Here is an 18331-nt window from a genome sequence, read left to right on the forward strand (position 1 = left end):
ACGCGCACCGCACCCGCACCCACCGCCGGTAGTGACGGTGAAGGTGGCCGGGGTGTCCAGGCCGGGATAGGTCAGCAGCCCAGAGCGGTCGGCACCACCCAACTGCAGCCCACTCTTCGAACCGAAACCGGAAAGGCCCCTTCACGGAGGAGCCGGTAGACGGTGGTGCGGCCCAGACCGAGCATCCGCCCGGCCGCGACCGGATCCAGAACAAGAGGCAGGCAACCGATCCCGTCCAACCGAACCGAAGCATCCCGCTTCACCACATCCCCCTCCTCACCACATCATGAACGGAGTGCAAGCCAGGTCTACGGCCGGTGAGGATCGTTGGCGAGCCCAGAGCGCGTCGCGCTTTCGCTGTGTTCAACGCACGGCTGTCGGTGGAGCGTCGCAGACGAGCGTTAGCGCCTTCGACGTCCGGCCGGTCTAGGGGCGCCCCACACCGTAGAGGTAGGAAGTGGCCGTCCTCCCAGATCTGCGCGAAGGTGGCAGCTATGCCCAACCCGCGGTTGGGCATAGCCCGGAGCCAAAACGTGGCCCATCGGATTCGTCCGTACCCCGACTGAGTGACGGGAGGCAACCCTGGTACACACGATCACCAAAACTCCCGACCCGAGCCCCGGCACCTTCTCTGCAATCAGATTCCTTGCTCACAAGAGTCCGGCGAGTACTTCCTCTGTAGGCTTCGGGGGTTCCAGCGGCAGGCGTTTCCGACACGACAAGACGCGGTCCACCACCCAATTCCGAACAGCCCGCTGGTCGTGCACCATGCACAGCAGTTCTCGCGCTGCCCCTTGAGCCTCATCCATCCAGGGAACAAAGGGATCCTCCCCCAGGACTACCGAGAGCCGCTGCTGGGCCGATGCGGCATCACCGACCAGTGCCGCCACGACCCCTGCGTTCCACGACTCCCACACAAGCCCACGTCCGACGGGCTGCGCCGCCATATACCTCCCTACCGAGGCCAGATCAACGAACCTGCACCGCAGTTCCTCTACCCGCTCTCGCGCCAGAAGGGCGAGCTCCTCCGCGACCGGCGCGAACTGCCCGTCGTCACGGTAATCCGCGGTTCCTCGCAACCGCTCACTGACGTTGAAGGTGAAGTGGTCGACGTCCTGCCACAGCCACATCGCTCCGACGTGCAGCCCACTGCCCTGGCTCCATCGAGGGGAGGGGAACTCCACCAGCCCCAGCCACCACCCACGGTCGTCCAACCACAACCGGGACCTGCCGCGTTGTCGAAGACCCAGAGGACGAAGCCGCACACGAGCCGCCGCAGCCACCAGCTTCGAGGCAGAGGAAACAGTTGCCATAACGGCATTCTCCTTCCCGGCCGATGTCACGGATACCCGAATGGGCCTGCCGCAGAATCGGGACCACATCCGGTTGGACCACGCGAGCCGGCATCGGAAGCAGTCGGTCACCGGTTCATGCTCCGTTCGTGCTCCAGCGTCCTGGACCAAAACAACATGGGGACGGCATCCGGCGTCAGCAGATGGCACTGCGGAACGGAACGTCGCAGAATGACGCGCGGCGGCACCAGACCAGCTAGCTTCCAATCCGATGGACGCAGGTTCGAATCTTGCCGGGCGCGCCACAAAACCCCAGTTCAAAGGGGTTCTACGAGGCCCTCGCAAGAGGTCCTCGCCGCATTCCAGGCCCCTGCGGGTCGAGGTCTGTGAGTCCGACACCTTGCCTTGTGCTCGTTCCGGTGCACGAACCGGTTTCACTCATGGCAACGCCCCGCCCCCCTCGGGATATCGCAGCTTTCCTGGGTACGCTTCGGCCCGTGCGAGCAACGATCTGGAATGGTGTCCGCGAACGCGTCGAGGCCCTGGCCCGCCAGGAACGAGCACGCGACGTCTTCGGTGCCGATGACCGCCAAGGGGCGACGGGGCACCGTTTCCGGCTCGACGCCCCGCTGACGGAGCAGGAGGTCTCCGCGGCGGAAACCCTCTGGGGCATTCCGTTGCCTGGGGACTACCGCGATTTCCTGCTCGAGGTCGGTGCCGGTGGCGCCGGCCCGGGGTACGGGCTCAGCACCCTGCGCCGAACCGGCACCGGATGGGAATGGACCGACCCCAGTGGCAATATGCGGCACGACTCCCTCGGAATCGTCTTTCCCGGTGCGGAGGAACGAGCGCGAATCCTAGCCGAGCACGAGGGTCGGGAACCGGTGCGCTCCGGCTTCGTAACACAGGAGGAGTTCGACACCGCCTACCGCGTATGGCAGGAGGCCGATGACAGGCTCTTCGACCGGTTCACCGCCGGGGCGCTGTGCTTGAGCCATGAGGGCTGCGGCCACTGTCTCTGGCTCGTCGTCACAGGGTGCGAACGCGGAACCATGTGGGTTGACGGTTTCCCTGCCGAGGGTGGCATGCGTCCCCTGAGCACACAGGGTGCAAAGATCGAATTCGCGGACTGGTATCTCGACTGGATTGTCAATGCCGAGGCCACCGTCCGGCGCGCTTTCTAGAAGAAACGGAAACGCCGACCAGGGGAAGCGCACACCTCGCGAGAACCTGGCGTGGTGCCATCGGTGTCATCGTCGGCCCGTGCGCGCTCCGTTGATGCTCCGCGGTTTTGGAACGGGACGACACCGGGTGCCATGGCATGGCACCAAACGACACGGCGGATCGAATGGGACAAAACGGCACGAAATGACACGTGACGGCACCTGGGCGCTGGACTTCTCATCCGATGGCCGCAGGTTCGAATCCTGCCGGGAGCGCCAGAAAACCCCAGTTCAAGGACCCCGTAAGAGGCCCTCGCCGAGTTTCCATTCCCTGGGTGCTCCATGCGCGCTTCCCCAGTGCAAGTGGGGGCGACCTCGCGGAGCGCTTCGCCATCCCGTGAGCCTATGGGCGGGCCCGTGTCCGCTCGGTTCCCGGCTGGGAGGGAGACCACGGACCTTGTACCACCGTGTCCGCCCCCGACGCTGCACGCCCCCGCTCTTGGGGCCGTCCGGACCTGCCGGCCGCCCATATCCGGCACGCGCGCCAGCTGGCGCAGCAGCGATGCCGCCGTTTCGGCCACGTCCGGAGGCACCGGGCGGGGGTGTTCTGAGCGAAACGGGCCGGAGGTCTGGGCCGACACCGGCGACGGCGTCCTTCATGCCATCCCCGGCACCGCCCGTCTGCACGGCCCCGCTCTCACGGGATGGCTCTTGCCATATACGGGACCGGAGAGGACCAGTGGAGGCGGATCTCGACCTGGCGGTCGCGGAGGGGACTCAGGAGAGGCAGAACTCGTTGCCCTCGATGTCCTGCATCGTGATGCACGACTCGTTGACGCCGTCGGCGCGCTGCGTCAGCACGTGCTTCGCGCCCAGGGCCATCAGCCGTGCGCATTCGGCCTCGAGGGTGGCCAGGCGCTCGTCACCCACGAGCCCGGCGCCGGTCCGCACACAGAGATGCACCCGGTTCTTGACGACCTTGCTTTCGGGAACCCGCTGGAAGAGCAGGCGCGGAGCCACACCGGAGGGATCGGTGCACGCGAAGTAGATCTCGTCCTCGGGCGGCAGCGAGCGGTGGTACTCCTCCCAGGTGGCGAAGCCCTCCGGGACCGGCGGTATGACGTACCCCAGCACCTCGCACCAGAAAGCGGCGAGGCGCGCGGGTTCCGCGCAGTCGAAGGTCACCTGGAACTGTTTGATCGCTGACACCAGGGCAGGATAACAGGGGCCCTGCTCATCCCTCGGGGGCCTCCGTCGCACCCGGCACAGGACACCGTCATCGCCGGTCGAGCGTTCTCCGTGGGCGCCGAACGCGGGCCTGGGGCGGGCCGCTCCCCTGCCGGCCGTGCCACCGGTTCCGTCCCGGCGGCTCCGGGGGTCGGGGCCCCGCGCAGCGCTGTGCGGGCGGCTTTCCGGGAGGCGGGCGCGCCGCGGCGCGGCCGGTGGCTCCGTCCCGGTGTGTGCTCCGGCCGGGCCGGGGAGTGCCGGCACGCCCATGCGGCCGCGCCCCCGGGCCCGGGGCTCAGGTGTTCGGGGCCGGGGCCGGGCTCGGGGCGCGGAGGGCGTCCCGGCCCAGTCCCAGTTCGGCTTCCACGAGGGTGCGGACCATCTCGGTCAGGGGTTCCGAGCGCTGTGGCGCGCTGGTGTTGATGTAGGAGTTGGCCCCGTCGATGGCGGCCATGATCCGCACGGCCGCGCCCCACGGGTCATCGCAGCGGAAGCTCCCCTGCTCCACGCCGAGGGCGAGGACCTGTTCCACCCGCCGGCACCAGAGCAGTTCCTGGCTCACGACCCTCTCGCGCAGGGCGGGCCGGTAGCGGGCGAGGTGCCGGGCGTTGAGCCAGAGCCTGCTGACGTCGTCGAACACGGGGCCCGACATCCTGCTCAGGAAGTCCCGCAGGATCGGCATCGCCGCCGGCGCCGCCTCCCCCGGGGCGGGTTCCGCGGGCGTCTCCGGGAGCAGGACGTCCAGTTCCCCCAGGGCCGCGCTGGTGAAGGCCTCGGCCACGAGCTCCTCGACCACGGGGAAGTAGTGGCCGACCAGGCCGGGGCGCACCCCGAGGTCGTCCGCCACCCGGCGCAGGGTGATGCGTTCCAGGCCCTCGACGAGCCCGGTCCGGGCCGCGGCCGCCACGATCTCGTCGCGGCGCTCCTCGGGGGCTTTGCGAACTCGTTTCCTGCGATCGCTTGACGTCATGCCACAGATGCTATTGGCTAAGCACCCAGTATCTTATTGGCTTCGCGAACAATAAGCGCGATCCGTAGGGTGACCTGCTCGAACCCGCTCCGTCGGCCGTAACGCCGACAGCACCGGATCCTTCCCCGGCCCGGCCCACCGCGCCCCGCTCCCCGGGCGCCGCCGGCCCTCGGGAGCCGTCGCGCATCCCTCACAGGAGACGAACGTGGACAACTCACGCACCGATGCCGGTGAACTGGCCGAATACGGCTACCGGCAGGAACTTCGACGCAGCTTGTCCGTATGGGCCGTGTTCGCCATCGGGTTCGCCACCATCTCGCCCGTCGTGGGCATCTACGCCGTGGTGCAGCTCGGGTTCGTCTTCGCCGGCCCCGCCTGGATCTGGGCGGTCCTCCTCGCCTTCCTGGGGCAGCTGCTCGTCGCGGTGGTCTACGTCGAGCTGTCCTCCCAGTTCCCCGTCACCGGCGGCGTCTACCAGTGGGTGCGGCGCCTGGCCGGTCCGCGCCAGGGCTGGCTGGTGGGGTGGATCTACCTCGCCTCGGCCATCGCCTCGCTGACGACCGTGGCCTACCTGGGGGCGACGTGGCTGCACATGCTCTTCAGCGACGGGCCGCTGGAACCGCTCCACCACGTGCTGCTGGGCGTGGTCTTCATCGCGGTGGCGCTGGGGATCAACCTCCTGGGCGTCAACCCGGTCAAGCACTTCCTCAACGCGGGCATCGTCGCCGAGGGCGTCGCCTCCATCGCGGTGAGCGTGTTCCTGCTCGTCTTCGCGCACAACAACGGGTTCGGCATCCTCTTCGAGACCCTGGGGGCCCAGGCCGCCTCCGGCGGATCGGTCCTGGCCGGATTCCTGACCTGCCTGGCCGTGGCCGGCTGGGCGTTCCTCGGCTTCGACGCCACCACCCAGGTCGCCGAGGAGACCGAGCAGCCCCGGCGCAACGTCCCCCGGGCCCTCATCCGCGCCTACCTGTTCGTCGCCTTCACCGTCCTGCTCACCGGTCTCGCCGTCACGCTGGCCCTGCCGAACCCGGAGGAGGCCGTCGCCGGTCGGCTCGCGGACCCGGTCTTCACCGCCGTCACCGCGGGTCTGGGCGGTTGGAGCGAGAAGCCCTTCATCGCCGTCGTCCTGCTGGCGTTCATCGCCTGCGCCATCTCCATCCAGACCTACATCGGCCGTGCCGTCTACGCGTTCGCCCGCGACCGGCAGCTGCCCTTCTCCACCACCCTGGCCACCGTCGGCCCGCGCCAGATCCCGTGGGTGTCGCTCGTGGTCACGGCGGTCCTCGCCAGCCTCGGCCTGCTGCTCGGCCTGAACGGCAACGCGGCGGCGACCCTGATCGCCTTCGGCTCCGGCGGGTTCTACTTCGTCTTCCTCTCGGTCGCCGTCGTGGCGCTCGTCGCCCGCCTCACCGGACGCTGGCGGCCCTCCCGGGGGCGGGTGGACCTGGGCCGCGCCGGCCTGGTGATCAACGTCCTGGCCGTGGTCTGGCTGCTCTTCGAGGCGACCAACATCGCCTGGCCGCGGGTCGAGCTCGCGCCGGTCGGCGGCAGCTGGGTCCAGGTCTGGGCCGTGGTCCTCGTCTTCTCCGTGCTGCTGGCCGTCGGCCTCGTCTACGTGGCGATCGCCAAGCCCCACACCCGCCTCCCCGCGAACCAGAACCAGAACCAGAAAGAGAAGTTGGAGACGCCCTGATGTCGTCACACCCCTCCCCGGCCGTCGTCGTCGACCCCGACCGGGGGATGCACACCCGTGAGGTCGCCCTCCGGCCCGCCGGTCCCGGCGAAGTGGAGATCGAGGTGCGGGCCGCGGGCGTGTGCCACTCGGACCTGCACATCGTGAACGGGGACTGGCCCACCGACCGGCCCCTGGTCCTGGGCCACGAGGCGGCGGGCGTGGTCACCGGGACCGGAGCCGGGGTGACCGGCCTGGAACCGGGCGACCACGTCGTCCTGTCCTGGTTCGCGCCCTGCCGCCGGTGCCGCAAGTGCGCGGCCGGCAGGGCCTGGCTGTGCACGGAGACCCGTGCCGTCGAGAACACCCTGCCCGACGGGACCACGCCCTTCACCGACGCCGACGGCGAGCCGGTGTGGCCCTACCTGGGCCTGGGCGCGTTCACCGGCCGCCTCACCGTTCCCGAGTCCGCGGCGGTGAAGGTGCCCCGGGAGCTCCCCTTCGAGGTGGGCGCCCTGCTGGGCTGTTCCATCACCACCGGGATCGGCGCGGTCACCAACACCGCCGAGGTGCGGCCCGGCGAGTCGGCCGTGGTCATCGGCACCGGCGGGGTCGGCCTGTCCGTGGTCATGGGGCTCGCGCTCGTCGGCGCCGATCCCATCATCGCCGTCGACCTGTCGCCCGAGCGGCGCGAGGCGGCGCTGCGGTTCGGCGCCACCCACGCCCTGGACGGGGCCGCGACCGACGTCGCCGCCTGGTGCCGAAGGGAGCTGGGGGGCGTGGACCACGCGTTCGAGGCGATCGGCAGCCCCCGGGTGATCGAGACCCTGCCGGCCATGCTCACCTCGGGCGGGGCCGCCGTCCTCGTCGGGATGGCCCCCACCGGGGCGACCGGCGCGTTCGACCTGTTCGACCTCGCCGACCAGGGGAAGCGGATCCTCGGCTGCAACTACGGATCCAGCGTCGGCCAGATCGACATCCCGAAGCTGGCGCGGCTGTACCTGGCGGGACGGCTGCCGCTGGACGACCTCATCGGCACCACCCGCCCCCTGTCCGAGGTCGAGGCCGCGTTCGCCGACCTCGAGGCCGGATCCGGCCTGCGCACGATCCTGCGACCGTGACCCCGTGACCCGGTGGCCCACCGCGCCCCGGGCCGCCCCGCCGTCCCGCACACGCCCACCCGCTTGGAGGACCATGTACGCCGTCACCGACCCCGCCACCGGCCGGGTCCACACCACCCGCCCGGCCGCCACGGACGCCGAGATCGAAGCGGCCCTCGCCCGTGCCCACCGGGCCGCGGAGTGGGGGCGCACCGGCGCCGCGGCCGAGCGCGCCGCGCTGCTGCGCCGCCTGGGCGACCTCCACACGGAGCACCGCGCCGCCCTGGCCGCGGGCATCGTGCGGGAGATGGGCAAGCCCCTGGCCGAGGCCGGGCAGGAGGTCGACTTCTGCGTCGAGATCTACCACTACTACGCCGACCACGCCGAGGAGTTCCTCGCCGACGAGCCGCTCGACGTCACCTCCGGGCCCGGCGGAGCCGTGCTGCGGCGCTCCCCGCTCGGCGTCCTCCTGGGCATCATGCCGTGGAACTTCCCCGCCTACCAGGTCGCCCGGTTCGCCGCCCCGAACCTCGCGGCGGGCAACACCATCGTCCTCAAGCACGCCCCGCAGTGCCCGGACACCGCCGAACTCCTCCAGGAGCTCTTCACCCGGGCGGGCTTCCCCGAGGGCGCGTACGTCAACGTCTACGCGACCAACGAGCAGGTGGGCGCGATGATCGCCGACCCGCGCGTGCGGGGGGTCTCGCTCACCGGCTCCGAGCGGGCCGGCTCCGCCGTCGCCGAGATCGCGGGGCGGCACCTGAAGAAGGTCGTGCTCGAGCTCGGCGGCTCCGACCCCTTCATCGTGCTGTCCACCGACGACCTCGACTCGGTCGTCGACGCCGCGGTGGCGTCCCGCCTCGACAACACCGGCCAGGCGTGCAACGCGGCCAAGCGGTTCGTGGTCGTCGCGGAGCTGTACGACGCGTTCGTGGAGCGGTTCGCCGCCCGGCTGCCGGCCGGGTGGTCCGGGGCGCCGCTGGCCTCGGCCGCCGCCGCCCGGACCCTGGGGAGCCAGGTCGACGCCGCCGTCGCCCAGGGGGCGCACCTGGTCAGGGCGGAGGAGCCCCACGGTGCCTACTACCCGCCGGCCCTCCTCACCGGCCTCACCACCGACCTCCCCGTGGCCCGGCAGGAGCTGTTCGGCCCCGTCGCCCTGGTGTTCCCGGCCGCGGACGAGGAGGACGCGGTACGGATCGCCAACGACACCCCGTACGGCCTGGGGTCGTACGTGTTCACCACCGACCCCGAGCAGGCGCGGCGCGTCGCCGACCGCCTCGACACCGGGATGGTCTTCATCAACGGTGTCGGTGCGGAGGGCGCCGAACTGCCCTTCGGCGGTGTCAAGCGCTCGGGTTTCGGCCGCGAGCTGGGGCGTCCCGGCATGGAGGAGTTCCTCAACAAGAAGCTCATCCGCACGGTCGCCTAGTGCGGTGAAGGTCCGCGGGGGCGGGGATGGGACGGGCTGCGGCGGCCGGTGTCATCCCGGTCCCGGGGGCGGTCCGGGCGCCCCGGGCACCGGGGCCGGCACCGGCGGCGCGGGGGCGGCGCGCCGCGCCCCCGGAAGCGGTCCCGGCACCACGCGGCCCCGGGACCCGGCCGTGGAGTGTCGGCGGGCCGGGTCCTACCGGTCGCCGGCGGGCGGGCCGGACGGGGCGGCGTCCTCCTCCCGCCTGCCGCGCCGGTACCGGCCGCGCAGCCCCACCGCGATGAGCACCAGCCCCAGCGCCGCCAGCAGGACCGCGTCGGCCCCGGAACCGCCGATCCCGAAGATCCATTCCTGGAGTCGGTGGGCGGCCTCGTCCAGGCGGCCCGTGCCGCCGAACAGGGCCGCGGTCCCGTCGGAGACGAGGAACAGGACCCCGACCCCGATGAACAGCAGGCCCGACAGCAGCGCGGTCGTGTGGAACTCCACCGGTCCCACGCGGAAGGTCCGGCCCCGCAGCCAGCGGCGGGACCCGAGGTCGTAGCGGTCCCAGAGCAGGGCCAGCAGGAACAGCGGGGCCGCCATGCCCAGGGCGTAGGCGGCCAGCAGCAGGGCGCCGCGCACGGTGCCGCCGGTGGCGGCGACGGTGAGCACCGCGCCCAGGATGGGGCCGGAGCAGAACCCGGCGAACCCGTACACCGCGCCCAGGACGAAGACCGACGCCGTGTCCCTCCTGCCCGCCAGGCGCCCCTGGATGCGCTGCGCCAGCCGGGACGAGAAGCCCAGGCCCGCGATCTGGGCGACGCCGAAGGCGATGACGAGCCACCCGGCGACGGCGATCAGCAGCTCCCTCTCGCCGTAGACCAGGCGGCCGACCAGTGCCGACCCCGCCCCCAGTGGCACCAGGGAGGTGCACAGCCCGAGGTAGAAGACGGTCGTGCGCGCCACCAGGCGGCGCGGGTCGCGGAAGGCGTAGCCGAAGAAGGAGGGCAGCAGGAGGGCGCTGCACGGGCTGAGCAGGGCGAGCACTCCCCCGGCCAGGGCGGCGGCGAACCCGATGTCGGTCACCGTCCCCCTCCCCCGGCCTGGGCGGCCACGGCCTCCAGGGAGTCGTCGATGACCGTCTCGAACACCTCCAGCGGCTGGGCGCCCATGACGGCCTGCCCGTTGATGAGGAAGGCCGGGGTCGAGGTGACGCCGATCGACAGGCCCTCGGAGAAGTCGCGCCCGACCAGTTCGGCAGCCGCGGCGCCGTTGCGGTCCTCGTCGAACCGCTCGGGGTCCAGTCCCAGGTCGTCGACGATGCGGGCGACGGCCGCCTCCGGGTCGCGCCGGTCGGACCCCTCGTCGATGGCGTAGTAGGCCTCGTGGAACTCCCAGAAGGCGCCCTGGGCCGCGGCGGCGCGGGAGGCCAGGGCGACCGCCTCGGAGGTGTCGGTGATGATGGGGAAGTCGCGCCACTCGATGCGCAGGTCGCCGGAGTCGACGTAGTGCATGAGTTCGGGCCGGGTCTCCTCGACCCAGCGCCCGCAGTAGGGGCAGTGGTAGTCGGAGTAGACGACCATGACGACCGGCGCGTCGACCTCGCCCAGGGCGGTGGGGTCGTCGGGCTGCCTGCGGGCCATGGGCGCCTCGGTGCCGGCTGCGGCAGCGGAGTCGGGTGCCTCCCCGTCCGCCCCGGTGGGCTCGGACGGGGCGCCGGCCGTGTCCGGTGCCGCCGCCCGGTCCTGTTCGGCTCCGGTGTCCTGCCCGGAGCGCCCCAGGGTGATCACGGCGGCGATCAGGAGCAGGGCCGCCCCCAGGACCAGCGGCACCTTCCAGGAGGTGCCGCGGCCCTCGCCGCCGCGGCCCGTCTCACCGTCCCCCGCGGAACGCCCCCCGGGTCCGGTCCCCCTCTTCGGCGCATCGGGCATGCTCGGCCTTCCTTCGTCCGATGTGGTTTCTATCGTCCATAGTAGACCTACTAAGGAAGATAGATCGGGCGGGGCGCGCCCCTCCACCGGACCGGCGCATACTGGCCGTGGGCGCCGCGACGGCCGGGGCCGGACAGGGCACGGGAAGGGGTGGCCGCGGGCGATGGGCGGCGGAACGCTGGGACCTCTGGAGTCGGCGGTGATGGACGCCGTCTGGGAGGCGGAGGGGCCGGTGACGGTGCGGGCGGTCGCCCGGCACCTCGGCGGGGACGGCCCCGCCTACACCACGGTGGCCACCGTGCTCGGCAACCTGCACGCCAAGGGGTGGGTCGACCGCGAGCAGCGGGGGCTGGTCTGGTTCTACCGGCCCGTGCTGGACCGCAGCGAGCGGGCGGCGCAGGACATGCACCGGGCCCTGGCCGGCAGCGACCGGCCGGGGAGCACCCTGCTGAGGTTCGTCGGCGCCATGTCCCCCGGTGACGTGCGCACGCTCAGGCGCCTGGTGGAGGCGGCCGACGAGGGGGAGCCCGGAAGCTGACGCGCGGTCGCCGTGCCGGACCGCTCCCCCGGCGCGCCCGTGCCCGGCAGAGTGCCCCGGGTCCGGGGCGGTCAGCCTGCGCAGCGGCAGTGGGGGATCAGCACCGCGGCCAGGGCGGACGCGACCGTGAACACCAGGGGGAGCGTGACGAGCACGGCGGCGGCCCCGGCGCGGAGCCGCCCCCTCCAGATCCGGCACCCCGTGGGGCGCTGGACCTGGCGGCGGACGCGCTCGACCGGGCACGCGCCCGCGATGGACAGCGTCCGCGCGGCACCGGTCGGCCCGGCCTGCCCGGTCCGCGCGAGGGATCCCAGCGCGTGGACCAGGGGGCGCATCCCCACGGCGCGCACGGCGCGGTCGTCGGCGGCCCACTCCACGAGTTCGGGGACGTCGCGCGCCGCGGCGCGGAACAGCGGGACCCCGGGGAACGCGCGGTCCAGGAGCCGGACCCAGCCGACCAGCAGGTGGTGCCGGCCGCGCAGGTGGGCCCGCTCGTGGGCCAGGACCGCGCGGGCCTGCGCCGCGGTGAGCACCTCCAGCGCCCCGCTGGTGATGACGACGCCGCCCCGGGTCCCGGGGACGCAGTAGGCGCCCGGTTCGGCGGTGTCGAGCAGCCACACGGGGTGGCCGTACAGGCGGCGGCGCCGCGCCGCGGTGAGCAGGTCCCGGTGGTGGGCCCGGCGCCAGGACAGCCCCGCGCGCCCCTGGCGGGCGGCGGTCCACAGCAGCCGCGCGAGGGCGGCCAGCACCAGGACGGACCCGGCACCGATCCCCCATCCGGCGTGGTTGCGCTCCAGTGCCTGGAGGACGCTCACACACGCGGCGATGACGCCCTTGACCGCCGGCCCCAGCAGCTCCGCGGCGAGCACGCCGAGCAGGGCGGCGCAGGAGAGCACCCAGGCCGCGGTGGCCGCGGTCCACAGAGCCAGCATGGCGTGTGGTCCCGGGCCGCAGTCGCGGGCGGTGCGGCGCAGTACCGCGGGTCCGCGCACACCGACCGCGGCCACGGCGCACAGGGCGGCGAAGGACCAGGTCACCGCTCCTCCTCGTCGGGCAGGTCGGCGAGCAGGGCCCGCAGGGCCCGCACCTCCTCGGGCCGCATGGCGTCCACGAAGCGCAGCAGCGTCGCCTCGGAGTCGCGGCTGCCGGCCAGCGCCTCGTGCATCACCTCGGCCGCGTGCGTCGACCGGTCGCGCCGGGGGCGGTAGAACCACAGGCGGCCGGTCCGCTCGCGGTCGACCCAGCCCTTGCGGCGCAGGTTCTCCAGGACGGTGGAGGCGGTGGTGTAGGCGACCTCGTGGTCGGTGAGCCCCTCCAGGACGCCGCGCACGGGCAGGGGTCCGGGCGCGCGCCAGAGCACCTCCATGACCGCGGCCTCCAGCGGTCCCAGCCCAGCGATCATGGCATCCGCATCCCACCGGTCGACATCGGAATCCCCCTCAGCATAGTGATCACGCACCCCCCTGCCCGCGCTCTGCGCCCGGTGACGGGAACAGGGCGTAGGCGCCGCCTCCGCCGGGCACCGGCATCGCGGCCGACCCTCCGGCCGTCCCGGCCACGGGCGCCTCCCACGCACCGCTGTCCAGGAGCGCGCCGTCGGCCATGGAGCGGACGCGGTTCTCCCCGCCGGCCTCGGTGTACAGGTATCCGGAGACGATGCGGACGGGCCGCTCCCCGGCCTCCGCCTCCACCGTCCAGCCGCCGGTTCCGGGGGCGCCGTCCCAGCCCGTGATCACGGGTGCGCCGGACCTGGCCGAGGTGCCCGCGACCGCGGCGCGCCCGTGTTCGTCGCCGACCGGTACGGGCTCGGACCGCGAGGAGAACTCCGCCAGCGTCCGGCCGTCCTCCAGGCCGTGGACGGTGTAGGCCGCGGCCTCCCCCCGCTCCCAGGCCATCACGGCCACCGGCGCGGAGTCGCTCACGGGGCGGGGGCCGTAGGACACGGCGGCCTCCCCCGCCGCCCCTTCCAGGGCGGTGGGGACCTCCAGGCCGGTGTGGTCCCAGAGCTCCCGTCCGGAGCCGGCGTCGACCGCGCGCAGCGCTCCGTCGCGGTGGAGGAGCACGGTGCCCTGGTACTCGTGCAGGACCGCGTCCCCCTGCCGTTCGTCGGCCGCGACGCGCCCGGTGTCCGCGGCCAGGGCCACAGCGGGCCCGGTCTCGGCGCTCATGACGGTGTGCGCGACCTGCGCGAACACCAGACCCGGCCCCACCCAGGTACCGGGCACCTCCACGGGCCCCCACACCTTGCGCCCGGTCTCGGGATCGAGGGCGGCCGCCGTGGTCCGGGTCGCCAGCAGCCCGCGCTCGGGTGCCGCGTCGCTGTCGAGCAGCACCACCAGGTCGTCGCCGCCGCCCGTGCGGGTGAGGGCGAACCCCGTGCAGCTCGGGTTGCGCTCGGTGGACCAGCGGGTGCGGCCCCGGTCGTCCATGCCGACGAAGTGCAGTTCGCCCCCGCCCTCCGGGGACACGGGGCCGACGAACCCGGTGTCGGAGCCCTTGGGCTCGGAGGAGTAGGGCGTGGCCCATCCGGCCGAACCGTCCACGGGTCCGGGGAACCGGCCCGGTTCCACCTCCGGGGCGGGGGTCGGTTCCCCGTCCAGCGGCAGGGCGTCGACCGGGTCGGCGGGGCCGGGCCTGCCGCAGGCGGTGGCGGCCAGGAGCAGGCACAGCGCCGCGGCGGGGAGCCGGCGCCGGGCGCGTGCGGCACGGCGGGGCGGGGACGGGCGGCGGAACCGCTCCGGCATGGGTACCACCTCACGTCGTCGCGCGGGCGCCGTCCTTCCGCACAGGGCGGGAAGGGGCGGTGTCCGGCCGGGCGGGGCTGCCGGGGGTGCCGCGGCGGCTCGGCGCCCACTCTGTTCTCTATCGAGAATAGAAGATATTCTATGCGGGATAGAGAGAAACGCGCTGCGGGTGTCGGAGAACCGCCGACCGTCGCACGGGGCCGGGAACGGCGCCCGGCGGCCAGGCGATCACCGTGCCCGCCCCGGCTCCACCGGGCCCCGGTGTGCCCTGGTGTGCCCTGGTGCGGTCAGTCCGAGGACACGGGCAGGGGGGCGCCGTGGAGCCCGGCCGCTGTGCGGACCAGCGCGGCGACCGCCCGGGACCGGCTGTGGGGCGGCCAGGCGATCACCGTGGTGACCTCCGGGGCGTCGACGACGGGCACCGCGACGTGTTCTGGCCACTGCCAGGCGCGGCTGGAGGCGGGGATGACGAGCAGCGTCCTGCCGAGCGCCACGAGCTGGGCGAGCTGCGCCTGGGTGCCCACCTTCGGCCCGGGCCCGTCCGGGTAGGTCCCGTCGAGCCGCGGCCACCGGGCGATCGGCAGCCCCGGGACGTCCTGCACCTGGGCCAGCGTGAGCCGTTCGTGCGACGCCAGCGGGTGGTCCGCGGGCAGGATCGCGACCTGGCCCTCGGTGTGGAGGTCCTCGGTGTCGAACCCGGCGAGGTCGTCGAACGGACGGTGCATGAGCGCCACGTCGGCGCGTCCGCTGCGCAGCAGGCCCGCCTGTTCACCGACCTCGCACAGCAGGACGTCGACCGGCGCGGCGCCGGGCTCCCCGGCCGCCCGGTCGAGGAGGCTCCGCAGCAGTTCGTGGGAGGCGCCGGCCTTGGTCGCGAGCACCGGCGGCCGCTTCGGGTCCCCGGCGCGCCGTGTCCGGTGGACGGCGGCCTCGACCGCGTCGAGGGCCGACCGGGCCTCCCGGAGCAGCACCGCGCCCGCCGGGGTGAGCTCCACGCGGCGCCGGTCCCGGTCGAGGAGCCGGACGCCGATCCGGTGTTCGAGCCGGAGGATCGCACGGGACAGCGGGGGCTGCGCGATCCCGAGCCGCTCGGCGGCGCGCCCGAAATGCAGCTCTTCGGCGACGGCGACGAAGTACCGCAGCTCGCGGGTCTCGAGGTGGTCCACGTCGGCAGACTACCGGCCGATACCCGGCGGGTATCACAGTGGACCCACTCGGTCTTGGACGCCGGGCTCGCGGCCCCCCGAGGATGGGACCCGTGAACGACACGAAGACCGCGCTGGTCACCGGCGCGAACAAGGGAATCGGCCTCGCCATCGCACGGGGCCTCGGACAGGTCGGGTTCCGGGTCGCGGTGGGGGCGCGCGACGAGGGGCGGCGCGAGGCGGCGGTGGAGCGGCTGCGCTCCGAGGGCGTCGACGCGTTCGGGGTCGCGCTGGACGTCACCTCCGACGAGGGTGTCGCCGCGGCGGCGGAGGCCGTCGAGGAGGAGGCGGGGCGCCTGGACGTACTCGTCAACAACGCGGGCATCGCCGGCCGCTCCGACGGCGGCGGGCAGGACCCGACCACGCTGGACCTGGACGTCGTGCGCACCGTGCTGGAGACCAACGTGTTCGGGGTGGTCCGGGTCACCAACGCGATGCTGCCGCTGCTGCGCCGCTCGGACGCGCCGCGGATCGTCAACATGTCGAGCAACATGGGGTCCCTGACCCTGCGAACGGGACCGGTGCTGGCGGCGTACGCGCCGTCCAAGACCATGCTCAACGCCGTCACCGTCCAGTACGCCCGCCGGTTCGCCGACACCGGCATCATCGTCAACGCGGCCTGCCCCGGATACGTGGCCACGGACTTCACGGGGTTCAACGGCTCGCGGACCCCGGAGCAGGGGGCCGCGATCGCGATCCGGCTCGCCACCCTGCCCGACGACGGGCCGCGCGGCGGGTTCTTCGACGAGGCGGGGGCCGTCCCCTGGTGAGGGCGGGGGCTCCCGGCGCGGGGGCGCGTTGTTCGCGAATGGTCGTTCTGCACTCCTTGTGAGGACGGGGCGCTACGCATAGCATCGCCCCGACCCCACCGGGTCACCGATCAGTTCAGCACCCTCACCCCCGGGAGCCCCCGCATGCTGAGACGTATCCTCACGCCCCTGCTCATCACCCTGAGTGCTCTGGCGATGACGCTGGTGGGCGTCGCGCCCGCCGGCGCCGCGCCCGTCCACGCCCCGACCGCGGATCAGGTCCGGCCCGCGGCCCAGACCGTCCTGTACTACGACTCCAGCCGGGCCGCGGAGTACACCTCCGCCGTCGCGGCGGCCGTGAACGTGTGGAACTCCAGCGTCGGCAACGTCCGCCTGGAGCCGGCCCCCGCCGGACGGCGCGCCGAGATCCGCGTCATCGCCGACGACGGCTGGCCCCGGGCCCACCTGGGCCCGGTGCGGCCCGGCGGGCAGGTCACCGTCTGGATGGGCCGCCAGGGCACCGCGCAGGGCTACGACGCGGTGCGCATCGCCGCCCACGAGCTCGGCCACAGCCTGGGGCTGCCCGACGCCAAGCCCGGCCCGTGCTCGTCGCTGATGTCGGGCTCCACCGGTGGTGTGAGCTGCACCAACCCCAACCCGAACGCCTCCGAGCGGGCCCGGGTCGAGGCCAACTACGGCGGCGGCGCGGCCGGTCAGAGCGCGCCCGACGGGCAGATCGTGGTCGACCGCGGCTGAGCGGTCGCGGACCGCGGAGCCGACGGCCGGCGGTGCCGGCCCGCCTCGGCGGGTCGGCACCGCCGGCGCCGGCGCACGGGGGCGCGGCACGGCGGGCACGCCGTGGCCGACCGGTCCCGCCCCGTGCCGCCGTCCGGGGCCGACCCCCGCCCCGGTCCTCCGCAGGGGGCACCTTCTAGACTGCGGCGATGCGCACCGTGTTCGTGTTCCCCGGCACCGGACGGGAGGAGACCGCCGCCCTGCTCGACCGGCACCTGCCCCGGTCCGGCGGCACGTGGGTCATGCCGGACGTCCTCTACGCCCACATCGACGACGAGCCGGCCGGCCTGCTGTTCCGCGACTGGGAGCCGGAGGAGGTGGCGCGGATCGACGCCGCACTCGGCCGCCATCCCGACTGGGCGCTCCAAGTGGACGTCTCCAGGCGCGTCGAGGGCGCGGCCGAACTCCTCCCCCTGCTCGCGCTGCTGCTCGAACACGGCGGTGTCGCCGCCGACGACCACTCCCCGCACGCGTGGACGCTGCGGGAGATCGAGGACGGGACCGTCGTCGACGGCCTGCGCTTCTTCGGCTCCCGCGCCGGGGAGGACTCCTCCGACGAAGGGCCGAGATGACGGACGCGCACACCACGGGGTACACGGCGGTGGACCACGGACGGGTCCGGGTGCTCGTCGGCGCCGAACGCGGCGCCTACCCCTACGCGAACTCGCTGCTGGTGCGCGGCACGGAGTCGACGGTGCTCATCGACCCGTCGCTCTCCCTGGTCGGCTCCCCGCCGCCCGCGGACCTGGTCCTGGTGAGCCACGCGCACGAGGACCACATGGCGGGCCTGGCGGACCACAGCGCCCCGGTCGGCGTCCACGAACACGACCTCGAAGGGGTGCGTTCCCCCGAGAAGCTGATCGCCGGGCTGGGCCTGGGTCCCGAGGCGGCGGCCGCCGTCGAGAAGGACTACCGGGAACGGTTCCACGTGCGCGAGCGCCCCGACGCGACCGGGTTCGGGGACGGTGCCGTCTTCGACCTGGGCGGGTGCACCGTGACGGTCGTGCACCTGCCCGGCCACACCGCGGGCCACTGCGGTTTCCTGGTCGAGCCGGACGGGTTCCTGTTCGTGGCGGACATCGACCTGAGCTCGTTCGGCCCCTTCTACGGGGACGCCGGCAGCAGCCTGGCCGACTTCGAGGCGTCGATGCGCCGCTGCCGGGAGATCGAGGCGCGGTGGTACGGCACCGGGCACCACAAGGGCGTGGTCGAGGGCGCCGGGGAGTTCCGGCGCAGGCTCGACGCCTACGCCGGGGTGGTGGACCGGCGCAGTGCCGCTCTGCTGGACCTCCTCGCCGTGCCCCGGACCCTGGAGGACATCGTCGCGCACCGGCTGGTCTACCGCCCGCACGTCGAGGGGCCGCACGTGGACCCGGTGGAACGCCGGACCGCGGTGCAGCACCTGGAGGTGCTGACGGCGCAGGGGCGGGTCGCCGAGGTGGAGCCGGGGCTGTTCCGGGCCGTCGGCGACGGCAGGGCGGCGCCCCCACCTGCGGCGGGTCCGGCGTCCGGGGGGTGACGGCGCCCCACCGGA

At 73.4% G+C, this 18331-nt stretch carries 19 protein-coding genes; 9 read left to right on the plus strand and 10 right to left on the minus strand.

What is annotated here, in order from left to right; all coding sequences use genetic code 11:
• Positions 1-71 precede the first annotated feature (71 nt).
• Positions 72-185 (minus strand): helix-turn-helix transcriptional regulator, encoded by a 114-nt coding sequence (locus ACFVNO_RS20695; RefSeq protein ID WP_378895051.1) that lies wholly within the window; start codon positions 183-185, stop codon positions 72-74.
• Between the two features lie 465 nt (positions 186-650).
• Entirely contained in the window at positions 651-1130 is a 480-nt protein-coding gene (locus ACFVNO_RS20700) for a hypothetical protein (RefSeq protein WP_378894824.1), read from the minus strand.
• Between the two features lie 659 nt (positions 1131-1789).
• On the opposite strand from ACFVNO_RS20700, the gene ACFVNO_RS20705 reads away from it, so the two are divergent.
• Positions 1790-2476: an SMI1/KNR4 family protein gene (locus tag ACFVNO_RS20705; protein ID WP_378894827.1), complete on the plus strand. Its 687-nt coding sequence runs from the start codon at positions 1790-1792 to the stop codon at positions 2474-2476.
• 756 nt (positions 2477-3232) lie between these two features.
• Here ACFVNO_RS20705 and ACFVNO_RS20710 read toward each other — a convergent pair.
• Both ACFVNO_RS20710 and ACFVNO_RS20715 read right to left on the minus strand, forming a co-directional pair.
• On the minus strand, positions 3233-3664 hold the full coding sequence (locus ACFVNO_RS20710; RefSeq protein WP_378894830.1) for a VOC family protein: 432 nt from the start codon (positions 3662-3664) through the stop codon (positions 3233-3235).
• A 313-nt stretch (positions 3665-3977) separates the two neighbouring features.
• Complete coding sequence (locus ACFVNO_RS20715; RefSeq protein WP_378894833.1) at positions 3978-4652, minus strand: TetR/AcrR family transcriptional regulator; 675 nt, start codon at positions 4650-4652, stop codon at positions 3978-3980.
• Between the two features lie 205 nt (positions 4653-4857).
• On the opposite strand from ACFVNO_RS20715, the gene ACFVNO_RS20720 reads away from it, so the two are divergent.
• From ACFVNO_RS20720 to ACFVNO_RS20730, 3 genes are all read left to right on the plus strand, one after another.
• Positions 4858-6348, plus strand: coding sequence for an APC family permease (locus ACFVNO_RS20720; protein ID WP_378894836.1), 1491 nt, complete (start codon positions 4858-4860; stop codon positions 6346-6348).
• Positions 6348-7448 carry an alcohol dehydrogenase catalytic domain-containing protein gene (locus ACFVNO_RS20725; protein WP_378894839.1) on the plus strand — a complete coding sequence of 367 codons (1101 nt, stop codon included), beginning with the start codon at positions 6348-6350 and terminating at the stop codon, positions 7446-7448. Before ACFVNO_RS20720 ends, ACFVNO_RS20725 begins: the two co-directional genes overlap by 1 nt.
• A gap of 73 nt (positions 7449-7521) precedes the next feature.
• The gene (locus ACFVNO_RS20730; RefSeq protein ID WP_355262003.1) at positions 7522-8856 is read left to right on the plus strand and encodes an aldehyde dehydrogenase family protein; all 1335 of its coding nucleotides are present in this window, start codon (positions 7522-7524) and stop codon (positions 8854-8856) included.
• A 195-nt stretch (positions 8857-9051) separates the two neighbouring features.
• On the opposite strand, the gene ACFVNO_RS20735 is transcribed toward ACFVNO_RS20730, so the two are convergent.
• Together ACFVNO_RS20735 and ACFVNO_RS20740 are read right to left on the minus strand one after the other, a co-directional pair.
• On the minus strand, positions 9052-9921 hold the full coding sequence (locus tag ACFVNO_RS20735; RefSeq protein ID WP_378894843.1) for a cytochrome c biogenesis CcdA family protein: 870 nt from the start codon (positions 9919-9921) through the stop codon (positions 9052-9054).
• Entirely contained in the window at positions 9918-10766 is an 849-nt protein-coding gene (locus ACFVNO_RS20740; protein ID WP_355262009.1) for a DsbA family protein, read from the minus strand. Before ACFVNO_RS20740 ends, ACFVNO_RS20735 begins: the two co-directional genes overlap by 4 nt.
• A gap of 163 nt (positions 10767-10929) precedes the next feature.
• Here ACFVNO_RS20740 and ACFVNO_RS20745 point away from each other — a divergent pair, with 163 nt between their 5' ends.
• Positions 10930-11304: a BlaI/MecI/CopY family transcriptional regulator gene (locus ACFVNO_RS20745; protein ID WP_378894846.1), complete on the plus strand. Its 375-nt coding sequence runs from the start codon at positions 10930-10932 to the stop codon at positions 11302-11304.
• A 71-nt stretch (positions 11305-11375) separates the two neighbouring features.
• On the opposite strand, the gene ACFVNO_RS20750 is transcribed toward ACFVNO_RS20745, so the two are convergent.
• From ACFVNO_RS20750 to ACFVNO_RS20765, 4 genes are all read right to left on the minus strand, one after another.
• A complete protein-coding gene (locus ACFVNO_RS20750) occupies positions 11376-12341 on the minus strand; it encodes a M56 family metallopeptidase (protein WP_378894849.1) in 966 nt (321 codons plus the stop codon).
• A complete protein-coding gene (locus tag ACFVNO_RS20755) occupies positions 12338-12706 on the minus strand; it encodes a BlaI/MecI/CopY family transcriptional regulator (RefSeq protein ID WP_378894852.1) in 369 nt (122 codons plus the stop codon). The genes ACFVNO_RS20750 and ACFVNO_RS20755 overlap by 4 nt, the downstream gene beginning before the upstream one ends.
• Before the next feature lie 49 nt (positions 12707-12755).
• Positions 12756-14048 carry a pyrrolo-quinoline quinone gene (locus tag ACFVNO_RS20760; protein ID WP_378894855.1) on the minus strand — a complete coding sequence of 431 codons (1293 nt, stop codon included), beginning with the start codon at positions 14046-14048 and terminating at the stop codon, positions 12756-12758.
• A 287-nt stretch (positions 14049-14335) separates the two neighbouring features.
• Positions 14336-15214: a LysR family transcriptional regulator gene (locus ACFVNO_RS20765; RefSeq protein ID WP_378894858.1), complete on the minus strand. Its 879-nt coding sequence runs from the start codon at positions 15212-15214 to the stop codon at positions 14336-14338.
• An 83-nt stretch (positions 15215-15297) separates the two neighbouring features.
• On the opposite strand from ACFVNO_RS20765, the gene ACFVNO_RS20770 reads away from it, so the two are divergent.
• The 4 genes from ACFVNO_RS20770 (at position 15298) to ACFVNO_RS20785 (ending at position 18316) form a co-directional block, all read left to right on the plus strand.
• Positions 15298-16023: an SDR family oxidoreductase gene (locus tag ACFVNO_RS20770; protein WP_355262027.1), complete on the plus strand. Its 726-nt coding sequence runs from the start codon at positions 15298-15300 to the stop codon at positions 16021-16023.
• 144 nt (positions 16024-16167) lie between these two features.
• Entirely contained in the window at positions 16168-16758 is a 591-nt protein-coding gene (locus tag ACFVNO_RS20775; RefSeq protein ID WP_355262030.1) for a snapalysin family zinc-dependent metalloprotease, read from the plus strand.
• Positions 16759-16946: 188 nt separating this feature from the next.
• On the plus strand, positions 16947-17369 hold the full coding sequence (locus ACFVNO_RS20780; protein ID WP_355262033.1) for a hypothetical protein: 423 nt from the start codon (positions 16947-16949) through the stop codon (positions 17367-17369).
• The gene (locus ACFVNO_RS20785) at positions 17366-18316 is read left to right on the plus strand and encodes an MBL fold metallo-hydrolase (protein ID WP_355262036.1); all 951 of its coding nucleotides are present in this window, start codon (positions 17366-17368) and stop codon (positions 18314-18316) included. The genes ACFVNO_RS20780 and ACFVNO_RS20785 overlap by 4 nt, the downstream gene beginning before the upstream one ends.
• Positions 18317-18331: the final 15 nt, after the last annotated feature.

Origin of the sequence: Nocardiopsis sp. NPDC057823 (assembly GCF_042797335.1) — a bacterium.
GTDB classification, from domain to species: Bacteria; Actinomycetota; Actinomycetes; order Streptosporangiales; family Streptosporangiaceae; genus Nocardiopsis; species Nocardiopsis changdeensis.